This is a genomic window from Vibrio sp. NH-UV-68 (genome assembly GCF_042940635.1).
In the GTDB taxonomy this organism is placed as follows: domain Bacteria; phylum Pseudomonadota; class Gammaproteobacteria; order Enterobacterales; family Vibrionaceae; genus Vibrio; species Vibrio pacinii.
Genome location: NZ_CP134975.1, coordinates 1459921 through 1478130, shown reverse-complemented (window position 1 = coordinate 1478130; position 18210 = coordinate 1459921). Strand labels below are relative to the sequence as shown.

The window sequence follows — 18210 nt, the reverse complement described above, 5'->3', positions numbered from 1 at the left end:
TAGTTATTACAATTCAATGGCTTAGTTAATGCCCTTGTTGTTTTCTCAATTTGACACATTCGCTTTCTCAAATTGAAACAAGAATTCTGGTGATCTTGACGTATTCACGCGAGCGCAACGGTCATGCAATGAAATCGGCTTGTAAGATGATGATGAAAGACATCAAGTTAAACGAGGTTTTACGATTGTTTGACTAGAGAATACAACACAGTCATGAATAACTAGGGGCATTATTGGCTTATTGGGACAACAAGCGATGCAAATGCGCCTGACTTGTATTGCGCTGGCGATCACGGCCTTCAGCGCGCAGTCAAACACTGAAAATATTTATCCGTTGCAGAAGATCAACGTCACTCTTGCCAACGAATACTCGACGGCGGCGGTACTTTCTCACTATTGGGTGAGTGAAAAACTTGATGGTATCAGGGCGATTTGGGATGGAAGCATCCTAAAAACTCGCGGAGGTAAAGAGATTTATGCACCTAGTTGGTTTACCGCAGCCTTACCTAGTTTCCCTGTAGAAGGGGAGTTGTGGGCAGGAAGGGGTAAATTTACTCAAGTTCATACTACGGTATTGGACCACAACCCGAGTGAGGCTGCGTGGCAAACGATACGCTTAATGTTATTTGATTTACCCAATAGCATTGGCAGTTATCAACAACGTTATGCAAAACTGAGTCAGTTCATTGAGAACAATTCAAATCCGCACATTGATGTCATAGAGCAAAATGCCATTACTACGGAGTCTGAGTTATTGGAAAAACTTGCTTCAGTAACGGCAGAGGGAGGAGAAGGGTTAATGCTGCGCCACATCGAGAATGCGTATCAAGGTGGACGTAGTGATGATCTTTTGAAGTTAAAGCAATATCAAGATGCAGAAGCGATCGTGGTGGGCTACAAGACAGGAACAGGCAAGTACAAAAATCAAGTCGGCTCATTGTTAGTTAAGATCGCATCTGGACTCGAATTTTATATCGGCAGTGGGCTTTCTGATGCACAAAGGCAATCACCACCGCCGCTTGGCTCTTCCATCACATTTCGCTATAACGGCCTAACGAGCAACGGGATTCCAAGATTTGCCCGTTACATTCGTCAACGTAATAGCATTGAAAATTAAAAAAAGGCCAGACAACTGGCTTTTTTCTTATTTACTGGCTATAGCGAGTTGTTGATCATCGCTTTGGGTATGCAGCCATTTCAAACGCAAACCCAATAGTAAAGCGGCTGAGGATAAACCAATAATAAATCCAATCCAAAAACCATGCGCACCCATAGGTTCGACGATCCAGTCTGTCATGGCTAATACATAGCCAAGCGGTAAGCCTAAAACCCAATAAGCGACAAAGGTACGGTTAAAGATAGCAGCCATGTCTTTATAACCGCGCAGAGCACCAGCAGCGACAACTTGAATCGCGTCGGTCACTTGATATACCGCAGCAAGAACGAGCAGTTGCATTGCCAGTTCGATAACCGCGCGGTTGTCAGTATAAAGCAGTGATACTTGTTCGCGGAATAACAAGGTCAATAGTGCCGTGAAAAGAGACAAGCCGACCGCAACAAAGAGACCAACACGTGAGGCAACCGTTGCACCATGCACATTTGACTCACCCAATCGATGACCAACCCGAATGCTGGTCGCTGCGCCAATACTCATTGGCAGCATAAACACCATAGTTGAGAAATTGATCGCCACTTGGTGTGATGCAACAACCAGTGGACCTAATGGAGCCACTAACAGGGAAACAACCGCAAACAGAGTAACTTCGAAAAACAGCGCTGCTGCCACAGGAAAGCCGAGCTTGAACAGACGGATTTGCGCTTTCAATTCTGGCTTATATAGCTGTTGAAATACGTTCACTTTTTCTAAGCGTGGAGAGGTCAATACATAGAACAATAGCAGGGCGAACATAATCCAATAAACAATCGCGGTTGCAACGCCACAACCGACACCGCCTAGCTCGGGCGCGCCAAACTTACCATAGACAAACATCCAGTTAAGAGGAATGTTGAGGAGCAGACCGATAAAGCCAATGATCATGGCTGGCTTGGTCAATGACATACCGTCGGTAAGGCTTCGTAGAGTTTGGAATAGCAAAAATGCTGGAACCGCATAGATTACCGCATCCATATAACCGATGGTCTTAGCGCCCATTAGAGCCTCTACATCCATTAGGTTAAGAATATTCTCTGTTTGCATTAAAACCAGACAAGTTGGCACAGAAAGAAACAGTGCCATCGCAATACCTTGCTGAATTTCAAACGGGACTTTTTGTTGTCTACCCGCACCATTGAGCTGTGCCACCACAGGGACCAAAGCCATTAGCATGCCAATCCCAAACAAAATCGTAGGCAACCAAATACTGGATGCAATAGAGACAGCGGCCATATCAGTAGCACTGACGCCACCGGCCATCACAGTATCGACAAAACTCATACCAGTTTGAGCCACTGACGCAATTAATACTGGAGTGGCGAGTTTTATCAGTTGATTTGCTTCGTGTTTATAATGTTGCAAGTAGATAACTCCAGCTACAAGGGAAACTAAAGCGCTTTGAACGAGCGGTTAGTAAGAAGAAAGATGTTGTGTCGGATAATAAAGAAATGTCACACTAAACACCATTAAAAACTGATGGAAAAAAGAGAATGTTCACTGGCATAGTGCAAGGTATGGCTGAAGTGGTCGCCATCGATAAAAAAGAGAAATTTCAAACGCATACACTTTATATAAGTGATGAAATGAAACAAGGCCTAATGATTGGCGCTTCAGTCGCTCACAACGGGTGTTGCTTAACCGTGACACAGATTAATGGTAATCACGTCGACTTTGATTTGATGCAAGCGACCCTCGAACTGACTAACCTTGGCGGTATTAACGTCGGTGATAACATCAATATCGAGCGCGCCGCCAAGTTTGGTGATGAAATTGGTGGTCATTCGATGTCGGGTCATATTTCGCTGATGGGTGAGATTACACAAATCATCGATACACCCAATAACCGCACAATTTGGTTTGAGATACCGCAACAAATGATCAAATACGTGTTAGTCAAAGGCTATATTGGCTTGGATGGTTGTTCGTTAACGATTGGTGAGGTTAAAGACAATCAGTTTTGTGTCCATCTTATTCCTGAAACCTTAACCCGGACATTGTTCAAAGAGCGCAAAGTCGGTGATAAGGTCAACGTTGAGTTCGATCCGCAAACCCAAGCGATTGTGGATACGGTTGAGCGCGTTTTAGAGAGCCGCGCTCACGAATCGACCTTCAAGATTGATTAAAATATCTGTTCGTCATCAGCATCGATAACTAATTCGATGGTATCTCTTTGTTCGTCAACACTCATACTCAAGTGAATGGCATGACAGCAAGCTGGGCAGTCATCATAAAAGTTTTGGCTGCCATTGGATGCATCTAGTGTGATGCCAATTGAATGGCCACAGTGAGGGCATGACACCATTTTCTCTGTGTAGTTTTTCATAATTCTGTCCTCTACATCTTTACCAATTACGTCAAGTCCAATAACTAGATTGGCTTGTCATAATAATAGTAAGGCTAAAAGTTTGTGTTAGACATGAATTAAGTATAAACCTTGATTAAGGTAAGGAAATGGCGACTTACCTTAATCAAGCGTCACCTTTACGACTAAAATTAGTTGACACGTTCAATGTAACAAAATGTAAACCACTGTTAGCTAAGGAAATATTTAACATTAAAAGCAAAGTATTCGCTTAATCATTTGGTCGGCTTTCTCTAGGTAATGTCCACCAAACTGATTGTAATGATTGAGCAAATGATAGAGATTATAGATGTCTTTACGCTCAGCGTAGGTAATATCGAGTGGAAAAACGCTTTCATAACCTTGATAAAACTCGGGCTGAAATCCTTCAAATAGCTCTGTCATGGCTAGATCGCATTCTCGATCCCCCCAGTAACAAGCTGGATCATAGCAAATCGGGCCAACGACAGAGTTAGCGACATTACCGTGCCATAAATCACCATGCAACAGAGATGGTTTGGGCTGGTGGCTAGCTAACTTTTCATGGATCAATTGGGTAAATTCATTGATATCGACAAGATTGATGCCTTTTTCCCGCATTAATTGTAATTGCCAACCAATTCGTTGCTCGGCGAAGAAACGAGACCACTTTTTGTCCCACTTATTCGGTTGGAGTGTCGACCCAATGTAGTTGTCTTGATCAAAACCATACTCTTTCTGTTCACTCCACATATGTAAACGGGCCAGTTGTTGACCAAATGCGTAGCTATTTTTATTATCGTCCAGTGGCTTAGTGGGCAAGAAATTGAGAATAATAAAAGCGTGTTGTTTAGACGTGCCCGTCATAATCAGTTCAGGAACAAACACCGTGTTACTTTCACGTAGAATACGGATGTTCTCTGCTTCGATTTCAAATTTGTTGATAAAGTCACGCTGGTTTACTTTAACGAAATAGCGCTGTTGACCATCCGAGATCATATAGCAATCGCTAATATCACCACCGTTGACTTTCTCTTTTTCGTTGATCTGGAAAGTGAACAGCAGAGTGTCAGAGAGCTGTTTTGCAATAGCTTGCCACATAATTCATTCCATCATTGGATTACAATATTGTTAGTTTAGATGATCGTAGAGCAAGATAATGGCTACTAGTGCAAAAAATTCAATCGTTTAACTGAAACAAAACGTTATACATTTAAAGTGTGACTTGGGTCGCTGGTTATTGGCCAAAATGCTCTATTATTCGAATCAGATTGATAAATTTTTGCCAATTTCAAACTTTTGATTGGAAGTTGTGTTAGCTTTTGTAAGTGGAAGTTGACTCAAATTGTCGAATAAATCAGCAACCATAACTGGTTAGGTTGTGTAACGTCCTTGATATGTCTTAGTATTAAAGGTGTAACTCTACGTATGTATTGAATGGAGATAAACTGTGGTTGTTGAAACCGATGGTTACCTAGCTCTTATTGAGCACTTAGCTTTTAACTTAGATGTATTTGCTCGTGAAGATAGTGATACAGGGACAGAGAGCGTTGAAGATGTTGTGACTGACATGGTTGCGAGTAACATCATGGCCATTTTTGAGCAAAATCCAGAACTTCATTCAAGTGTTCGTTTTCAATTATTAAAAGAAGCGGATTCAGTAGTAGAAGATCTTGGCGAAGTGCTGGCTGGGGTTTGGGGTAAACCTGCTACCAATGAGCAGATACTGTTTTTGGATGAATATATTGCGCTCGTAAAAAACTTATTCGACTCTGCCGTCGCGACATACGATTAGTTGATATACGACCAGCCTTAGTGGGGTTCAAACGAGAAACTGACTCGCCTAATGTGCCAGTATTTAGACGCCCAGTAAGGGTTGTCTAACCTAGAAATAATGACCCCCTTAGAGGTTGACGCGTGCATAAATTGCTTATTGCCAATATACACGCCAACATGCCGCACTTTGGGCGAGGTTTTAAAAAAGACCAAGTCGCCTACGCTTGCCTGTTGATATGAGATCTCGCGTCCGATCTTGACTTGTTCTAGGGTTGTTCTTGGTATTTGATAACCCATTGCCTGTTGATAGGCTGTTTGCACAAACGCCGAACAATCCACGCCATTGAGTGAGCTGCCACCCAATCGGTATGGAACACCCTGCCAAACGTTATATACCTCCATCAACGAGCGCTTCAATTGCTTCTCTTCACTAGATAAGGGCATTACGTGTTGCTGAGTGAACTCAACATTCGGTTGAGAACTACATCCGATTAACGCTGAACATAACAGCAAAGCTTTGAACTGACTCGCACAAGATAACCACTGACTCATTAATCCCTTCCATGAAATCTAAACGTAATAAACGCCCCATACCATGCCTGCAGTGAATCTAAGCTGTAGGAAAACCATTTCGTATGAACACGTTGAATAAAGGCCGATTTAAACTGTCATTGATTCAAACCATCAGTACAGTATTTATTACTATTACCTTACTGGTTGTTCTACTCTCTGCGACCAGTATTAAAGGTCTAGAGCGTATCGGTCAACAATTTTCCGATTTGTCACAGCGCGCACTGCCTCTTGCCATGACCAACGCTAGTCTGACACAAACTATATTAGAGCAAGTCAAACAGTTAAGTTATGCAACGCAAACTCGCGGAAAACCAGCACTCAATGTGATATCAACTCAGATCGAACGTTTAAAACAAGATACAGACTCATTGATCCAACAAGTGCGTTTGATTGCCAGTGATTACGATACGGCGATCGATAACCAACAAATAGACACCTTGTTTACCCGGATCACTGAGCTTAATCAATTCAGTGCGACTGTGATGAAAACACAAGGCGATTTGCTGCAACGCCAAGCCGATATCAATCAGGAGTTGGATGGGTTTCGATATGGCCTAGGTTCTATCGGTCCAGAAATGAGCCGAATTAGTTCGTTTTTAAGTGGGGACAACCCAGAATCAGCGGATGCGGCCAACCGTTTTATCGCTAATGTTAGTTCGATGGAAAGCGCTTTTGTTGAACTAATGATGCAGACCGATTTAACCAACGCACAGCAAGAATACCGTGAAATGAAAAATCGTTTGGCAGGGGTGAGTTTGGCTTACGATGATTTTAAGCAATGGCACCCCGACGTGGTTGATTTTGCAAGTTTAACGGCGGGTTATCAAATGGTTGAAGAGGGCTTTAAGCCTTTGGGAATCGTTGATCAAATTCTTAATAAGCTTGAATTGGCCAACCAACAGATGAATGAGGTTGAACAGGTCACGATGCTTGCCAGCCAAACCATCAAACAATTAAATCACATCTCTTATCAAGCACAATCTCTGATTAATACCAGTCAACATGTGGTGGGCTCAACCATGGATTTGGTCAAGTCGATTTTATTGGTCAGTGGCGCTGTGTTGGTGTTTGCGGTTGTATTGACTTGGTTGTTACTGCGTCGTTGGATTCATCGAGGCTTAGTGAATATTTTGTCCAACCTTAATCACATGACGCAACACGATTTGACGGCGACAGTCGAATTGATTGGCCCATTAGAGATGAAAGAGGTCGCCGTAAAACTCAATCAAGTGATCACGTCGACGAAAGAATCGATCAGTACAGTAACGAGAAACTGCGAAACGTTATATCAAACGGCTGAAATCAGCCATGGTGCTGCTGAGCAATCTAACCAAAGTCTTACCGAGCAAAACGAATCTTTGGCGAGCATGGTGACGACAATCAATCAACTCGAAGCATCGATAAAAGAGATTGCATTAATCACTAACGAATCTTATCAAGAGTCGACTACTGCCAGCGAACACTCTGCTAGCGGAGTATTGGCAATTGAAGAAAATCAGACCCGCTTACGTAGGCTAGAAGAAACATTGAACGCCAACGAAGGTTCGATGGTAGAGCTTGATAAGCGTGTCAAACAAATTCGTGAGATGGTTGACTTAATTTCAGGCATCGCAGAGAGCACCAATTTATTGGCTTTGAACGCGGCAATTGAAGCGGCGCGGGCAGGTGAGCAAGGACGTGGCTTTGCCGTTGTGGCCGATGAAGTACGAAAACTCGCCAGCGATACCTCGAGTCAAACCATGAGTATACGTGAGCGGATGAATCAATTGGTTGCTGCCGCTGAACGCTCAAGAATGGCCGTTGATGAGTCACGTCAAGAGATGGCCAATGCGCTCGATTCCAGTGAGTTAGTCAAATCAACATTTGTCGATATTGAAACGGCGGTAATGCATATTCGCAATCGAGTCGAGCAAATTTCTGTTGCAACCGAACAACAACAAAGTGCCACAGCATATGTCAGTGAGTCGATAACACGGGTATCGGATCAAGGTACTCAAACTAAGCTGCAGCTCGAATCGATGGTTGAAAGTTCTGAACAGGTCGCGGATATTGCTGGTCACCAACAGGCAATGCTACATAAGTACGTAGTCTCATAAACAAACACCGCTTCAGTATCCAAACGCTTCGAAAATCTAACTAGCGATTGCGAAATGGTTGCGACAACATGTTATCCAACCGCTGTTCCTTAGCACTTTGAAAGAGTGGAATACCAATTTTAACCCGTTGGTGGCCAAGCTTAGGTTGGGCACGATAGGTATGAAATAAACGGTCCCAAACCGACAGGAAAAAGCCAAAATTAGAATGGGTTTCTTGTGTGATAACAGAATGGTGAACACGATGCATATCTGGGGTGACAATGATTTTTCGCAGTAATTTATCCAGTTTTAGCGGTAGGTAGCCATTACTATGATTGAACATAGCACTCACATTCAATACGATTTCGAAGACAATAATGGCCAGTGGCGAAATACCTAGCATTAACGTACAGGCGATTTTAATCCACATTGACAAGAGAATTTCTAGTGGGTGAAAGCGAGTACCAGTCGTGACGTCAATATCTTGATCGGCGTGGTGCATTCGATGTAGACGCCATAGCCAAGGGACACGATGAAAAACTAAGTGCTGGAGATATATAACAAAATCTAAGATGATGACGGCTGCGAAAATCTCTACAATAGCGGGCTGTTGCCATTGATTAAATAACCCTAGCTCGTGTTGCTCTGCATAATGGGCCATCCCGAACGCGACAATCGGCATGAGCAAGCTTAAACAGAGCGAGTTGAAGCCAATCAATCCTAAATTATTGAGCCAACGATAAGTTTTATTTTGCGTTAACACTTTGCGCGGCATTTTCCATTCCCACACCGCACATAAAACTAATGTGGTGATAAAAAAGCTCAAACGAATCAGTTCGGCATCTTGCATTATAATGTCCTTGCAACGTGAGTAACGCTAAGTAAACTGGCAGACCCTAACATTATTACGATCTGTTATGAGAATCCACGCCTTTCATCACCTCTATCAGCAGCGACTAGAGCGTTCAACCAAGCCTTTTAACGCCAGAGGCAGCAAAATCGAACGTTGTCAATATTGCCAAGTCGCACAACAACACTGCCTGTGTCCACACCAACCCAATATCGATAGTAAATTGGCAGTCATGTTGCTGTTATCCGAAAATGAGGTGTTCAAACCAAGTAATACTGGGCGACTCATATTAGATACTGTCCATCAAGGCTACGCGTTTCAATGGAGTAGGACAGACCCTGATCAAGCGATGCTTGAGCTATTGGCGAACCCTAACTATCAACCGTTGGTGATCTTTCCCAAAGAGTACGTCGATGATGATACCCGATTGGTGGGGGAAAATGTGATAACACGATGCCAAGGCAAAATCCCCTTATTGATCTTTATTGATGGCAGTTGGCGCGAAGCGAGGCGTATTTTTAGAAAATCGCCTTATCTCGACCGTTTGCCGGTGGTGTCTATTGAACCTCAAGCGGTTTCTCGCTACTTGATGCGTCGTTCTGACAACGAACAACACTTAGCCACCGCTGAAGTGGCGACACTGGTTTTTGAGCAGTTGGGAGAGACGCATTTATCACAAACTTTAGCAATGTGGTTTGACGTGTTCAAAGAGAGTTATATGCACAGTAAAAGTCGTGCGAAGTCTGATGATGGCAGGCCAATACTGCAACGCTTTATTGAGCGAAAAAGAAACGAGAAATCGCTCTAATTATTGGCTTTTGGTTGGACACACACTGTCCAACCAGGCTCACCCCACGGCTAAATCAGTGATATGTCACAGTTTGTAGGCGTAGCTATATGGATAATAGCTCGATTATTTGAATTTTATTTTTGTTTTTCTGGGAGAGATTGAGATGTACTACGGTTTTGACGTTGGCGGTACCAAGATTGAGTTTGGTGCGTTTAACGATAAATTAGAACGAGTTGCAACTGAGCGCGTTCCAACGCCAACCGACGATTACGCGCTATTGGTTGATACCATTGCAGGCTTAGTAAGTAAGTACGATCAACAGTTTGATTGTGAAGGGAAAATTGGTCTTGGTTTGCCAGGTATGGAAGATGCTGACGATGCGACTGTCCTGACGGTTAACGTGCCCGCAGCAAAAGGTAAGCCATTACGTGCAGACCTTGAAGCCAAAATTGGCCGCAGCGTAAAAATCGAAAATGACGCTAACTGTTTTGCCTTATCTGAAGCTTGGGATGATGAACTTAAAGATGAACCCTCAGTAATGGGCTTGATCCTTGGTACTGGCTTTGGTGGCGGATTGGTTTATGACGGCGTAGTATTTTCTGGTCGTAACCACGTTGCCGGTGAATTGGGTCATATGCGTTTACCACTCGATGCTTGGTTCCATTTAGGCGAGAATGCGCCGTTATTAGGTTGTGGCTGTGGCAAACAAGGCTGTTTGGATAGCTACTTATCTGGTCGTGGTTTCGAACTTATTTACAATCATTACTTTGCCGAAGACAAGAAAGCAATCGACATCATTAAAGCTTATGAAGCGGGTGAACCGCAAGCATGCGAACATGTTGAGCGCTTTATGGAGTTACTGGCTATCTGTTTTGGCAACATCTTTACCGCAAATGACCCACACGTTGTTGCGCTTGGTGGTGGTCTATCAAACTTTGAACTTATCTATCAAGAGATGCCAAAACGCGTGCCGAAGTATTTGTTATCGGTAGCAAAATGTCCAAAGATCATTAAAGCTAAACACGGTGACTCTGGCGGTGTCCGTGGGGCAGCTTTCTTAAATATTAAGAAGTGAAAGTAATAAACTGACGACTAACGGGAGCACATTGCTCCCGTTAGTGTTTTATTGAGTAGTGTTACCCAAATCGATGATGATATCTTCAATCCGTTTTGGCTTGCTAATAAAATAGCCTTGGATGTAACGACAGTTTAGTCGGCGTAGTATTTCTAGTTGTTGCGCCGTTTCAATACCTTCAGCGATCACCGTTAAACCAAGTTGTTTAGCGAGCAAGTTAAGTGATTGAATGAGCACAACGTTATCTTGGTTATGTTCAATGTCGACAATAAAAGATCGGTCTATCTTTAAAATATCGATGGTGTTTTTCATCAGGTTTGAAAAGGAGGCGTACCCCGTACCAAAGTCATCGAGCGCCACTTGAACGCCTTGCAGCCTTAAAAATTTGAGTAACTCTTGAACGTGAGGCTTGCCGTCTAATGGAATGGATTCCGTCACTTCAATCACAATATCACCATCATTGAGACCATGGTGCCGAATGATCTCAATAATAGAGCAATGGGTAAGGCTCTCTTGGCTTAACTCATCGATAGAACGATTGACACTGATCGAGATTTGGTCGAACCCGAGCTGTTTGAGCTGTACTAAGTCATGGCAAGCTCTCTCTAACACCAATTGACCTAGCTGGAAGATGTAACCAAACTCTTCGGCAATGGGGATAAACTCATGTGGAGGGATCGACTCATTACCATCATTCCAGCGAGCCAACGCTTCCAGTTTAACCACGGAGTCAGTCTCAAGGTCGTAAATCGCTTGATAAGCTACATCGATATTTTTCTCTTGGATCGCCTTTTTCAAACGGATACTCAAGTCATGTCGACGGGTAACTTGTTGTTCTAATTGATGTGAGTAAGCGATGGTTGCGGTTGTGGTTGCCTTTTTAGCATGAGTCAAAGCGTAATACGCTTGTTTGATCGGATGCGTATCGATATTCGAAAGGTGCGCAGAGTAGCCGATATTGACCATCAATTCGATGGCGTGATTATCAATGCTAAAGGGTGACTCAATGACGTGTTTTAATCGGTCGATCAACTGAGGCAGTAGGTGTTCAACTTGAGGGGCAATACTCAAAGCAAATTGATCAGCCCCGTAGCGACAGATGTTGACCGTGTCACTATTAAAGTTACTGTGGAGAAGCTGGCCAACATGAATCAGAAGTTTATTACCGAACGATTCACCATACATGTTGTTATATGAAGAGAAGCGTTTGATGTCGACGATTACGATCGTTCGTTCATGGTCGTGTTCAAGTTGGTTGATAAACTTGTCGCGTTTCATTAATCCAGTGAAATCACATTGATTTTTGTAGCGTGATAACTCATTTTCAATCGATTTTTGCAGACTGATATCTTCAAAAATTCCAATGTAGTTTTGCACTTCACCTAAATAATTGCGTAAGACAAACACCGATAACTGCTCTGGATAAACCGCGCCACTTTTGGTCTGGTTCCAAACTTCACCTTTCCACAGATCATCTTTTTGAATGCTCGACCACATCGAATAATAAAATTCAGCAGGATGAAGGTTTGAGCTTAATACACCAGGCGTTTTGCCCTCAAGCTCTTGTGCCGAATAACCGGTAATGGACTCAACGCGAGTATTGCACTTAATGATACGGTTGTACTTGTCGGTAATTAATACCCCATTAGGAGATAGGTCAATGACTTTTTGCGCCAAACTGAACTCTGCTTCTAGCTCAGAAATGTCAGTAACATTTTTTATATTGCCAACAATCTCAGTTAAGGTCCCATCGAGTGCATAATTACGCGAGTAACTAATTTCTAACTGCAATCCACTTGAACTCATTTCCTTGAAAACAGTTACGGGCATGACTGGCTTTTTGCTCAGTAATTGGGCTTTGAAGTGCTCAAAATCATTAAGTCTTTGGAAAATATAGTGGCTGAAAAATGAATCAAAACAGAACTGGCACGGATGATCAGCGGTCAGCAAGTGGATAAGGTTATGCGAACAGGTTAAATGATCGTTCACTACATCCCAAGTCCAGGAGCCACTATTGGTCAGCTGTTCAGAACGATCAAATAGGTTTAATAAATGATCTTTTTGGTGGCCTAATCTTTGCTGAAGGATAGTTTTGCCAATCAGATAGCCCAGAGTTTCTAACCAATCTTTGTCAAATGACATATTTGGTAGGTCAGTGTTATACATTAAAGCAATAACACCAACGACTTTGTGAGTGCGTGATTGAATTGGGATGCCAAGATAACTCTGCGCATCAATGACTTGCAATATTTCATCTTGAGGAAACTGCTGTTGAATCTGGGACTCGTAGATACAGATATCGACGCTATCTAGCACCTCTTCACATGGTGTTCCGCCAAGAGAATAACGGATATTGTCGGCAAGTTTTCCTTGTACAAGATAACAACGGGTTTGCGCTGTGCGATGCTCTAAGTTGTATTCTGCGATCAAACAGTGATCGGGTTTGTAACGCAGAAAAACTTCATGTAGGCAACGTTGGTACAGTTCCATATCATCTTTCGAATCAATGATTTTTTTGATCAGCGATTCCATTGAAAATCGGTCATCCTTGGCTTGGTGAAATAATCATCAAAATAAGGAACGATAGTCACACAATTGACTATCGAAGTATATTGTACGTTTGACGATTTGTGACCAGAGATATGAAAAAATGTTAATGAAGAAATGAATAAATACCCATTAATATTCACTAATCATTCTTCTTGCCCACTCCGCGATTTTCTTTCTGTTTAAGCGTTATTTTGCTAAAGCCGAGCTTTCTAAAATGGTTATCGCGATAGTTGCGCACTGCTTTGGTATCAGAGATGGCTTCTATTTGCTGTTCCATTTTCAAATACCCTGAAATATCAATGCCTTCAGCTTCAGCTACCGCTTCATGTATAGAGTGATGTTGTTGATAAGAAAAGGTAAGCGTTTTTTCTTCATCTTTGTAGGTATAGAGAATGGTGCGAGACATAAAAAAGCATCCTAGATATTAATAAAACAGACCAGTGACACACTGGTCTAACATTTAGTAGGCTAGATTCTGCCTTGAAGTGGGATGATTGTCACGCTTTCTCCCGGCTTAACCGTATCGATAGCAGGGGAGATTTCAATCAAGCAGTTGGCTTCACTCATGGATCGTAATATTCCCGAACCTTGTTTACCTGTGGTGCGTACTGTTAATTGACCCAATGGATTGATTTGATAAATACCACGGCTAAACTCTGTGCGTCCTTGACGAGAACGAAGAGACTCTTCAGCAATAGCGTTTACTTTGAGTGGTTGCCAGTTTATTTCGCCTTGCATTTTACGCAGTGCAGGTTCGACAAAGTTAATAAATGAAACCATGACCGCTACAGGATTGCCGGGTAAACCGAAAAAAGGCTTCTTGTTGATATGACCAAAGGCGAGGGGACGGCCTGGCCTCATGTTGATACGCCAGAAGTCAATGTGACCAAGTTGTTCTAAAACCAATTTAATGTAGTCGGCATCGCCAACAGAAACACCACCAGACGTAATCACCACATCGGCGTCATGAGAGGCCTTTTCAAGCGCAGACATAATCGCTTGTTGATTATCTTCAAGAATGCCCAGATCTAAGACCTCGCAACCAAGCTGTTGCAGCAGCGCCATAATGGTAAAACGGTTGGAGTCATAGATTGAGTTTGCTTGCTGTTCACTCCCTGGAGCTTGCACTTCGTCACCAGTTGAAAATACCGCAACCTTTAACGGCTTGAATACCGAGCAATGAGCAAATCCTAATGAAGCCAACATGCCTGCTTCAGCTGAAGTGACACGTTGCCCTTGCTTGAATACATGGCTACCGATCTCAAGGTCTTCACCCGCTTGACGAACATTCTGCTGTGGTTTTATTAATGCGTTAAATGTGACACTGTCACCTTTGCTTTGAGCTTGCTCGCGCATGACAACAGTATCGGCATTGATAGGCATTGGAGCGCCAGTCATAATCTTCACCGCTTGCCCTTCAAGTAGCGGTTTATCGTAGGCATGCCCAGCAAAGACCTCAGCGATAACCTGATAAGATTCACGGCCTATATCTGTACTGCGAATGGCATAACCGTCCATGGCCGAGTTGGTGTATTGAGGAACATTGACGGGTGAAATAACGTCAGTCGATAAAACACGTCCATATGCATTTTCAATTGCACAGTTGTCTTTAGCTTGGACGGGCTCAATTAAGGCAAGGATTTTTTGCAGCCCTTGTTCCACCGACAAAAAGGCCGGAGATAATACATCACAACATGTCGCACTCATTTTGTTGTGTTCAGAAGAATGATTCGCGACATAATTGATAATGAACTGACTGATTGTCTCAAGATCGTTAATGTCCATCTGAGGCAAATCAGAATCGGTCACTTCGCTGTCAGCCGCAATAGCGATAATATTATCGTCATTGGGATACAGCCAAGGTTTATCGAGTGCTTGGCGATGAAGTTCAAGTTTAGGAAAGGCGACATTCTTGCACCCTTCAACCAAAATAATATCAAGGCAATCACAATCAAATCGGCTCAGCAGATAGTCAAAACTTGACTCTTGCTGTGGGGTTTCTGTAATCAAAGCAAAGCGGTTGCGTGATGAAATTAACATCTGGGTTGCTCCCGCCTTGCGCAGGCGATAGCTGTCTTTGCCCGGCTTATCGACATCGAAGTTGTGGTGAGCATGCTTAAGGATACCAATGCGCAAACCCGCATCGGTCAATTTCGGCAGTAACGCCTCGAGTAATGTTGTTTTACCAGTACCCGAATAGGCAGCGAAACCTAACAAAGGGATAGGGAATGGGTAAGTCATCAGTTCAGCGTTCCAAATTGAGAGAGTTCTTCAGGTGTATTCAAATTAACAAAGCAGTCAGCAGAGTCACTAAAGTCAACATAGTGAGTATTGCACTCTTTGTAGAGCAATATAATCTTACGATCGCCACGCTCAAGAAATGCGGTTAACTTAGGTAATACACGTTTGTGATAAAGGGTAAAGACAGGTTGTTGATGTTCACCGTCGTGAGCAACCAAAATATCACTCTCTGGTGTCACGGCTGCACAAAAACGAGCAACTAAATCGTGATTAATTTGCGGACTATCGCACGGAACGAATCCAACCCAGTCAGTTGGCGCATTAAGTAGGCCAGCATGTATACCACCCATCGGCCCTGGGTATTGTTTAAACTCATCGCCAAACACTTGACCAAATTGAGCGTACTCTGCTTGATTACGGTTAGCGTTGATTAAAATCTGTGATGTTTGTGGGGTAAGACGATCAATGACGTGTTGGATTAACGGTTTATTGTCTAACAGGATTAGACCTTTATCATTGCCACCCATGCGGCTAGCTTGACCACCAGCCAAAATAACCCAACTAGTTTGCGTTGGAAGAAGCATAACTATTCTTTATCTCTTTATCGGTGATGACTTGCAGCAGCGGTGCCTCTATTAAAGTGGTTTCTTTGATCCACCATTGTTTCCGGCACAGGCCAGTCAATGCATTTTTCTGATGACTCGTAATCACTAAACTTGATCCACGGTTTAATAGATCTTGCGCCATTACGACTAAGCGATCAATTGATTCTTGATCAAGTGAAGCACTCGGTTCATCCATCAATAAAATAGAAGGCTTTAAAATCCAGGCTCGCGCCATGGCCACGCGCTGTTTCTCTCCTCCTGATAAAACCGAAATATGTTCATCAGCAAGGGTTTCTAAGCCTACCATACGCAGAGCAGTAATTACTTGAGCTCGCTTATCTTTTAACGGCTCTTTTTGATAGCGAATACCGTAAGCGATGTTTTCGTAAACAGTACCATCAAATAAATAGGGGGATTGGTGCAGATAAATGACTTGGTTGCGACCGCTGCGTGGGAAAACACGTTGTAGCCAACTATCGTTGGGTGCGTTGACTTTCCCAGTTGTGGGCTTAATAAGTCCAGATAGAATTTTAAGCAGCGTCGTTTTGCCCACACCATTGTCCCCTTTGAGGTAGATGGCGTCATTCGGGCCGATAGACAGCGTTGGGATATGGAACAGAACTCGATCCTTGAAACGCATCGACAGCTGTTGAGCAGTCATTTTTATCGTCATGTACTACGTCCTTAAATAGCCTTTTCCACGCATGCTAGTGAGAAAGAAATTCAGTACCAAGGCTAACGTGAGTAACACTATGCCTAAAGCGACACCTTGAGCAAAGGCGCCTTTGTGGCTTTCCATGGCAATGGCAGTAGGAATATTACGCGTAATGCCCATGATGTTTCCGCCGACCATGGTCGAACAGCCCACTTCGGTAACAATACGCGAAAACGCCGCGATCGCGGCGGCCATCAACGGAAAACGCGTTTCCCAAATCATGGTAGCGATAATACGTGGCACGCTGGCACCCAGTGTCACGGCGGTTTCTACCGCACGACGGTCGCTAGATTGCAATGCCCCATGCATCATTGAAACCAAAACAGGAAAACCAATTAACATTTGGCCAACGATCATCGCTTTTTGAGTAAACAGCATTTGCCAATCGCCGAGTGGCCCTGATCGCGACAACAACATATAAAGCAACAAGCCAATTACCACGGTTGGAATCGCTTGTAGAGTGTTGATGAGAGACAACAAAACCCACTTGCCTTTGAACTCAGTATAGGCGAGCAGAAATGAGAAAATAATAGCTGGAAACAACACTATCGAGATCGCAGACAAAGAGACACTAAAAGAGACCGCAACAATTCGCCAAAGCTCTTGATCAAAGCTGACTAATAAAGCGAGTGCATCAAGGGTTGTTTGCCACAAACTCATCTTCAATTACTGCTCATCAGCATTGGCAACAAACAGTTGGGTGCCGTTGAGTGAAAAGCTATTAATTAACTGCTGACCTTTAGGGTTGACCAACCAATCGCTGAATGCTTTTGCTCCTTGGTAGTTGATACCTGGATAGCGCTCAGGATTAACCAAAATCACCTGATAGGGGTTAAATAAGCTCTTGTCACCTTGAAATAAGATTTTAAGGTCAAGTTTGTTGGTGTAAGCAAGCCAAGTGCCTCGATCTGTCATCGTGTAACCTTGCATTTCATTGGCCATATTAAGTGTTGGGCCCATACCTTGGCCTACACTGCGATAGCCACCGAAATTGGGCTCTATTTGGGCTTGTTGCCAAATGGCTTTTTCTTTTTTATCTGTACCAGAATCATCACCACGAGAAACAAAGGTTGCATTGCTGGTAGCAATCGACTTAAACACCTCGGTAACGTTTGTTTGCTCAGTTACTTTAGCTGGATCGGCGTCTGGGCCAACAACAACAAAGTCGTTATACATTAGTTGACGAGGCAAAATGCCATAGCCTTGCACAACAAAGTTAGCCTCTGCTTTAGGTGCATGAGTCATAACGAGATCAACATCGCCATTCTCGCCCATTTTGAGCGCTTTGCCTGTTCCCGCTGCAATTACATTAACTTTGTAACCTGTGTCTTGTTCAAACCTTGGTAAAAGATAATCGAGCAATCCAGAATGGTAAGTACTGGTTGTCGTGGCTAAGCGCACGTGGGGCTTCTCATCCGCTGCTAGGGCAGAGTAACTGACAAGGGCGAGTGACGTTGTTGCAAATATAATCGTTGTTGCTTTCATAT

At 43.3% G+C, this 18210-nt stretch carries 18 protein-coding genes; 6 read left to right on the top strand and 12 right to left on the bottom strand.

Annotated elements, in window-relative coordinates:
• Window positions 1-256 precede the first annotated feature (256 nt).
• Window positions 257-1117 (top strand): DNA ligase, encoded by an 861-nt coding sequence (locus tag ViNHUV68_RS06835; protein WP_391090092.1) that lies wholly within the window; start codon window positions 257-259, stop codon window positions 1115-1117.
• Between the two features lie 27 nt (window positions 1118-1144).
• Here the strand turns inward: ViNHUV68_RS06835 and ViNHUV68_RS06830 are convergent, their stop codons facing one another.
• Window positions 1145-2515, bottom strand: a complete 1371-nt coding sequence (locus tag ViNHUV68_RS06830) for an MATE family efflux transporter (protein ID WP_391090090.1) — start codon at window positions 2513-2515, stop codon at window positions 1145-1147.
• A 128-nt stretch (window positions 2516-2643) separates the two neighbouring features.
• Here ViNHUV68_RS06830 and ViNHUV68_RS06825 point away from each other — a divergent pair, with 128 nt between their 5' ends.
• Window positions 2644-3276 (top strand): riboflavin synthase, encoded by a 633-nt coding sequence (locus ViNHUV68_RS06825; RefSeq protein ID WP_038174684.1) that lies wholly within the window; start codon window positions 2644-2646, stop codon window positions 3274-3276.
• Here ViNHUV68_RS06825 and ViNHUV68_RS06820 read toward each other — a convergent pair.
• Both ViNHUV68_RS06820 and ViNHUV68_RS06815 read right to left on the bottom strand, forming a co-directional pair.
• The gene (locus ViNHUV68_RS06820) at window positions 3273-3476 is read right to left on the bottom strand and encodes a CPXCG motif-containing cysteine-rich protein (protein WP_038174685.1); all 204 of its coding nucleotides are present in this window, start codon (window positions 3474-3476) and stop codon (window positions 3273-3275) included. The two genes, ViNHUV68_RS06825 and ViNHUV68_RS06820, sit on opposite strands and share 4 nt — an antisense overlap.
• A 231-nt stretch (window positions 3477-3707) precedes the next feature.
• A complete protein-coding gene (locus ViNHUV68_RS06815; protein WP_038174687.1) occupies window positions 3708-4574 on the bottom strand; it encodes a fructosamine kinase family protein in 867 nt (288 codons plus the stop codon).
• 349 nt (window positions 4575-4923) lie between these two features.
• Between ViNHUV68_RS06815 and ViNHUV68_RS06810 the strand changes: the two genes are divergently transcribed.
• The gene (locus ViNHUV68_RS06810; RefSeq protein ID WP_038174688.1) at window positions 4924-5268 is read left to right on the top strand and encodes a DUF3802 family protein; all 345 of its coding nucleotides are present in this window, start codon (window positions 4924-4926) and stop codon (window positions 5266-5268) included.
• Between the two features lie 17 nt (window positions 5269-5285).
• On the opposite strand, the gene ViNHUV68_RS06805 is transcribed toward ViNHUV68_RS06810, so the two are convergent.
• Window positions 5286-5801, bottom strand: a complete 516-nt coding sequence (locus ViNHUV68_RS06805; RefSeq protein WP_391090087.1) for an NlpC/P60 family protein — start codon at window positions 5799-5801, stop codon at window positions 5286-5288.
• Between the two features lie 83 nt (window positions 5802-5884).
• Here ViNHUV68_RS06805 and ViNHUV68_RS06800 point away from each other — a divergent pair, with 83 nt between their 5' ends.
• Window positions 5885-7918, top strand: coding sequence for a methyl-accepting chemotaxis protein (locus ViNHUV68_RS06800; protein ID WP_391090085.1), 2034 nt, complete (start codon window positions 5885-5887; stop codon window positions 7916-7918).
• Window positions 7919-7958: 40 nt separating this feature from the next.
• Here ViNHUV68_RS06800 and ViNHUV68_RS06795 read toward each other — a convergent pair whose 3' ends face one another.
• Complete coding sequence (locus tag ViNHUV68_RS06795; RefSeq protein WP_391090284.1) at window positions 7959-8750, bottom strand: sterol desaturase family protein; 792 nt, start codon at window positions 8748-8750, stop codon at window positions 7959-7961.
• A gap of 64 nt (window positions 8751-8814) precedes the next feature.
• Here ViNHUV68_RS06795 and ViNHUV68_RS06790 point away from each other — a divergent pair, with 64 nt between their 5' ends.
• Together ViNHUV68_RS06790 and nagK are read left to right on the top strand one after the other, a co-directional pair.
• The gene (locus tag ViNHUV68_RS06790; RefSeq protein ID WP_038174695.1) at window positions 8815-9555 is read left to right on the top strand and encodes a tRNA-uridine aminocarboxypropyltransferase; all 741 of its coding nucleotides are present in this window, start codon (window positions 8815-8817) and stop codon (window positions 9553-9555) included.
• 145 nt (window positions 9556-9700) lie between these two features.
• Window positions 9701-10612, top strand: coding sequence for an N-acetylglucosamine kinase (gene nagK / locus ViNHUV68_RS06785; RefSeq protein ID WP_391090083.1), 912 nt, complete (start codon window positions 9701-9703; stop codon window positions 10610-10612).
• Window positions 10613-10660: 48 nt separating this feature from the next.
• Here the strand turns inward: nagK and ViNHUV68_RS06780 are convergent, their stop codons facing one another.
• The 7 genes from ViNHUV68_RS06780 to ViNHUV68_RS06750 form a co-directional block, all read right to left on the bottom strand.
• Entirely contained in the window at window positions 10661-13144 is a 2484-nt protein-coding gene (locus ViNHUV68_RS06780; protein ID WP_391090081.1) for an EAL domain-containing protein, read from the bottom strand.
• A gap of 157 nt (window positions 13145-13301) precedes the next feature.
• A complete protein-coding gene (locus ViNHUV68_RS06775; RefSeq protein WP_038174699.1) occupies window positions 13302-13568 on the bottom strand; it encodes a DUF2960 domain-containing protein in 267 nt (88 codons plus the stop codon).
• A gap of 62 nt (window positions 13569-13630) precedes the next feature.
• A complete protein-coding gene (locus tag ViNHUV68_RS06770; protein WP_391090079.1) occupies window positions 13631-15403 on the bottom strand; it encodes a bifunctional molybdopterin-guanine dinucleotide biosynthesis adaptor protein MobB/molybdopterin molybdotransferase MoeA in 1773 nt (590 codons plus the stop codon).
• Window positions 15403-15987, bottom strand: coding sequence for a molybdenum cofactor guanylyltransferase MobA (mobA, locus tag ViNHUV68_RS06765; protein ID WP_100752289.1), 585 nt, complete (start codon window positions 15985-15987; stop codon window positions 15403-15405). The genes ViNHUV68_RS06770 and mobA overlap by 1 nt, the downstream gene beginning before the upstream one ends.
• Entirely contained in the window at window positions 15965-16681 is a 717-nt protein-coding gene (locus tag ViNHUV68_RS06760) for an energy-coupling factor ABC transporter ATP-binding protein (protein WP_038174702.1), read from the bottom strand. The genes mobA and ViNHUV68_RS06760 overlap by 23 nt, the downstream gene beginning before the upstream one ends.
• A 3-nt stretch (window positions 16682-16684) precedes the next feature.
• Window positions 16685-17383 (bottom strand): ABC transporter permease, encoded by a 699-nt coding sequence (locus tag ViNHUV68_RS06755; RefSeq protein WP_391090077.1) that lies wholly within the window; start codon window positions 17381-17383, stop codon window positions 16685-16687.
• A 6-nt stretch (window positions 17384-17389) separates the two neighbouring features.
• The gene (locus ViNHUV68_RS06750) at window positions 17390-18208 is read right to left on the bottom strand and encodes a substrate-binding domain-containing protein (protein ID WP_391090075.1); all 819 of its coding nucleotides are present in this window, start codon (window positions 18206-18208) and stop codon (window positions 17390-17392) included.
• Window positions 18209-18210: the final 2 nt, after the last annotated feature.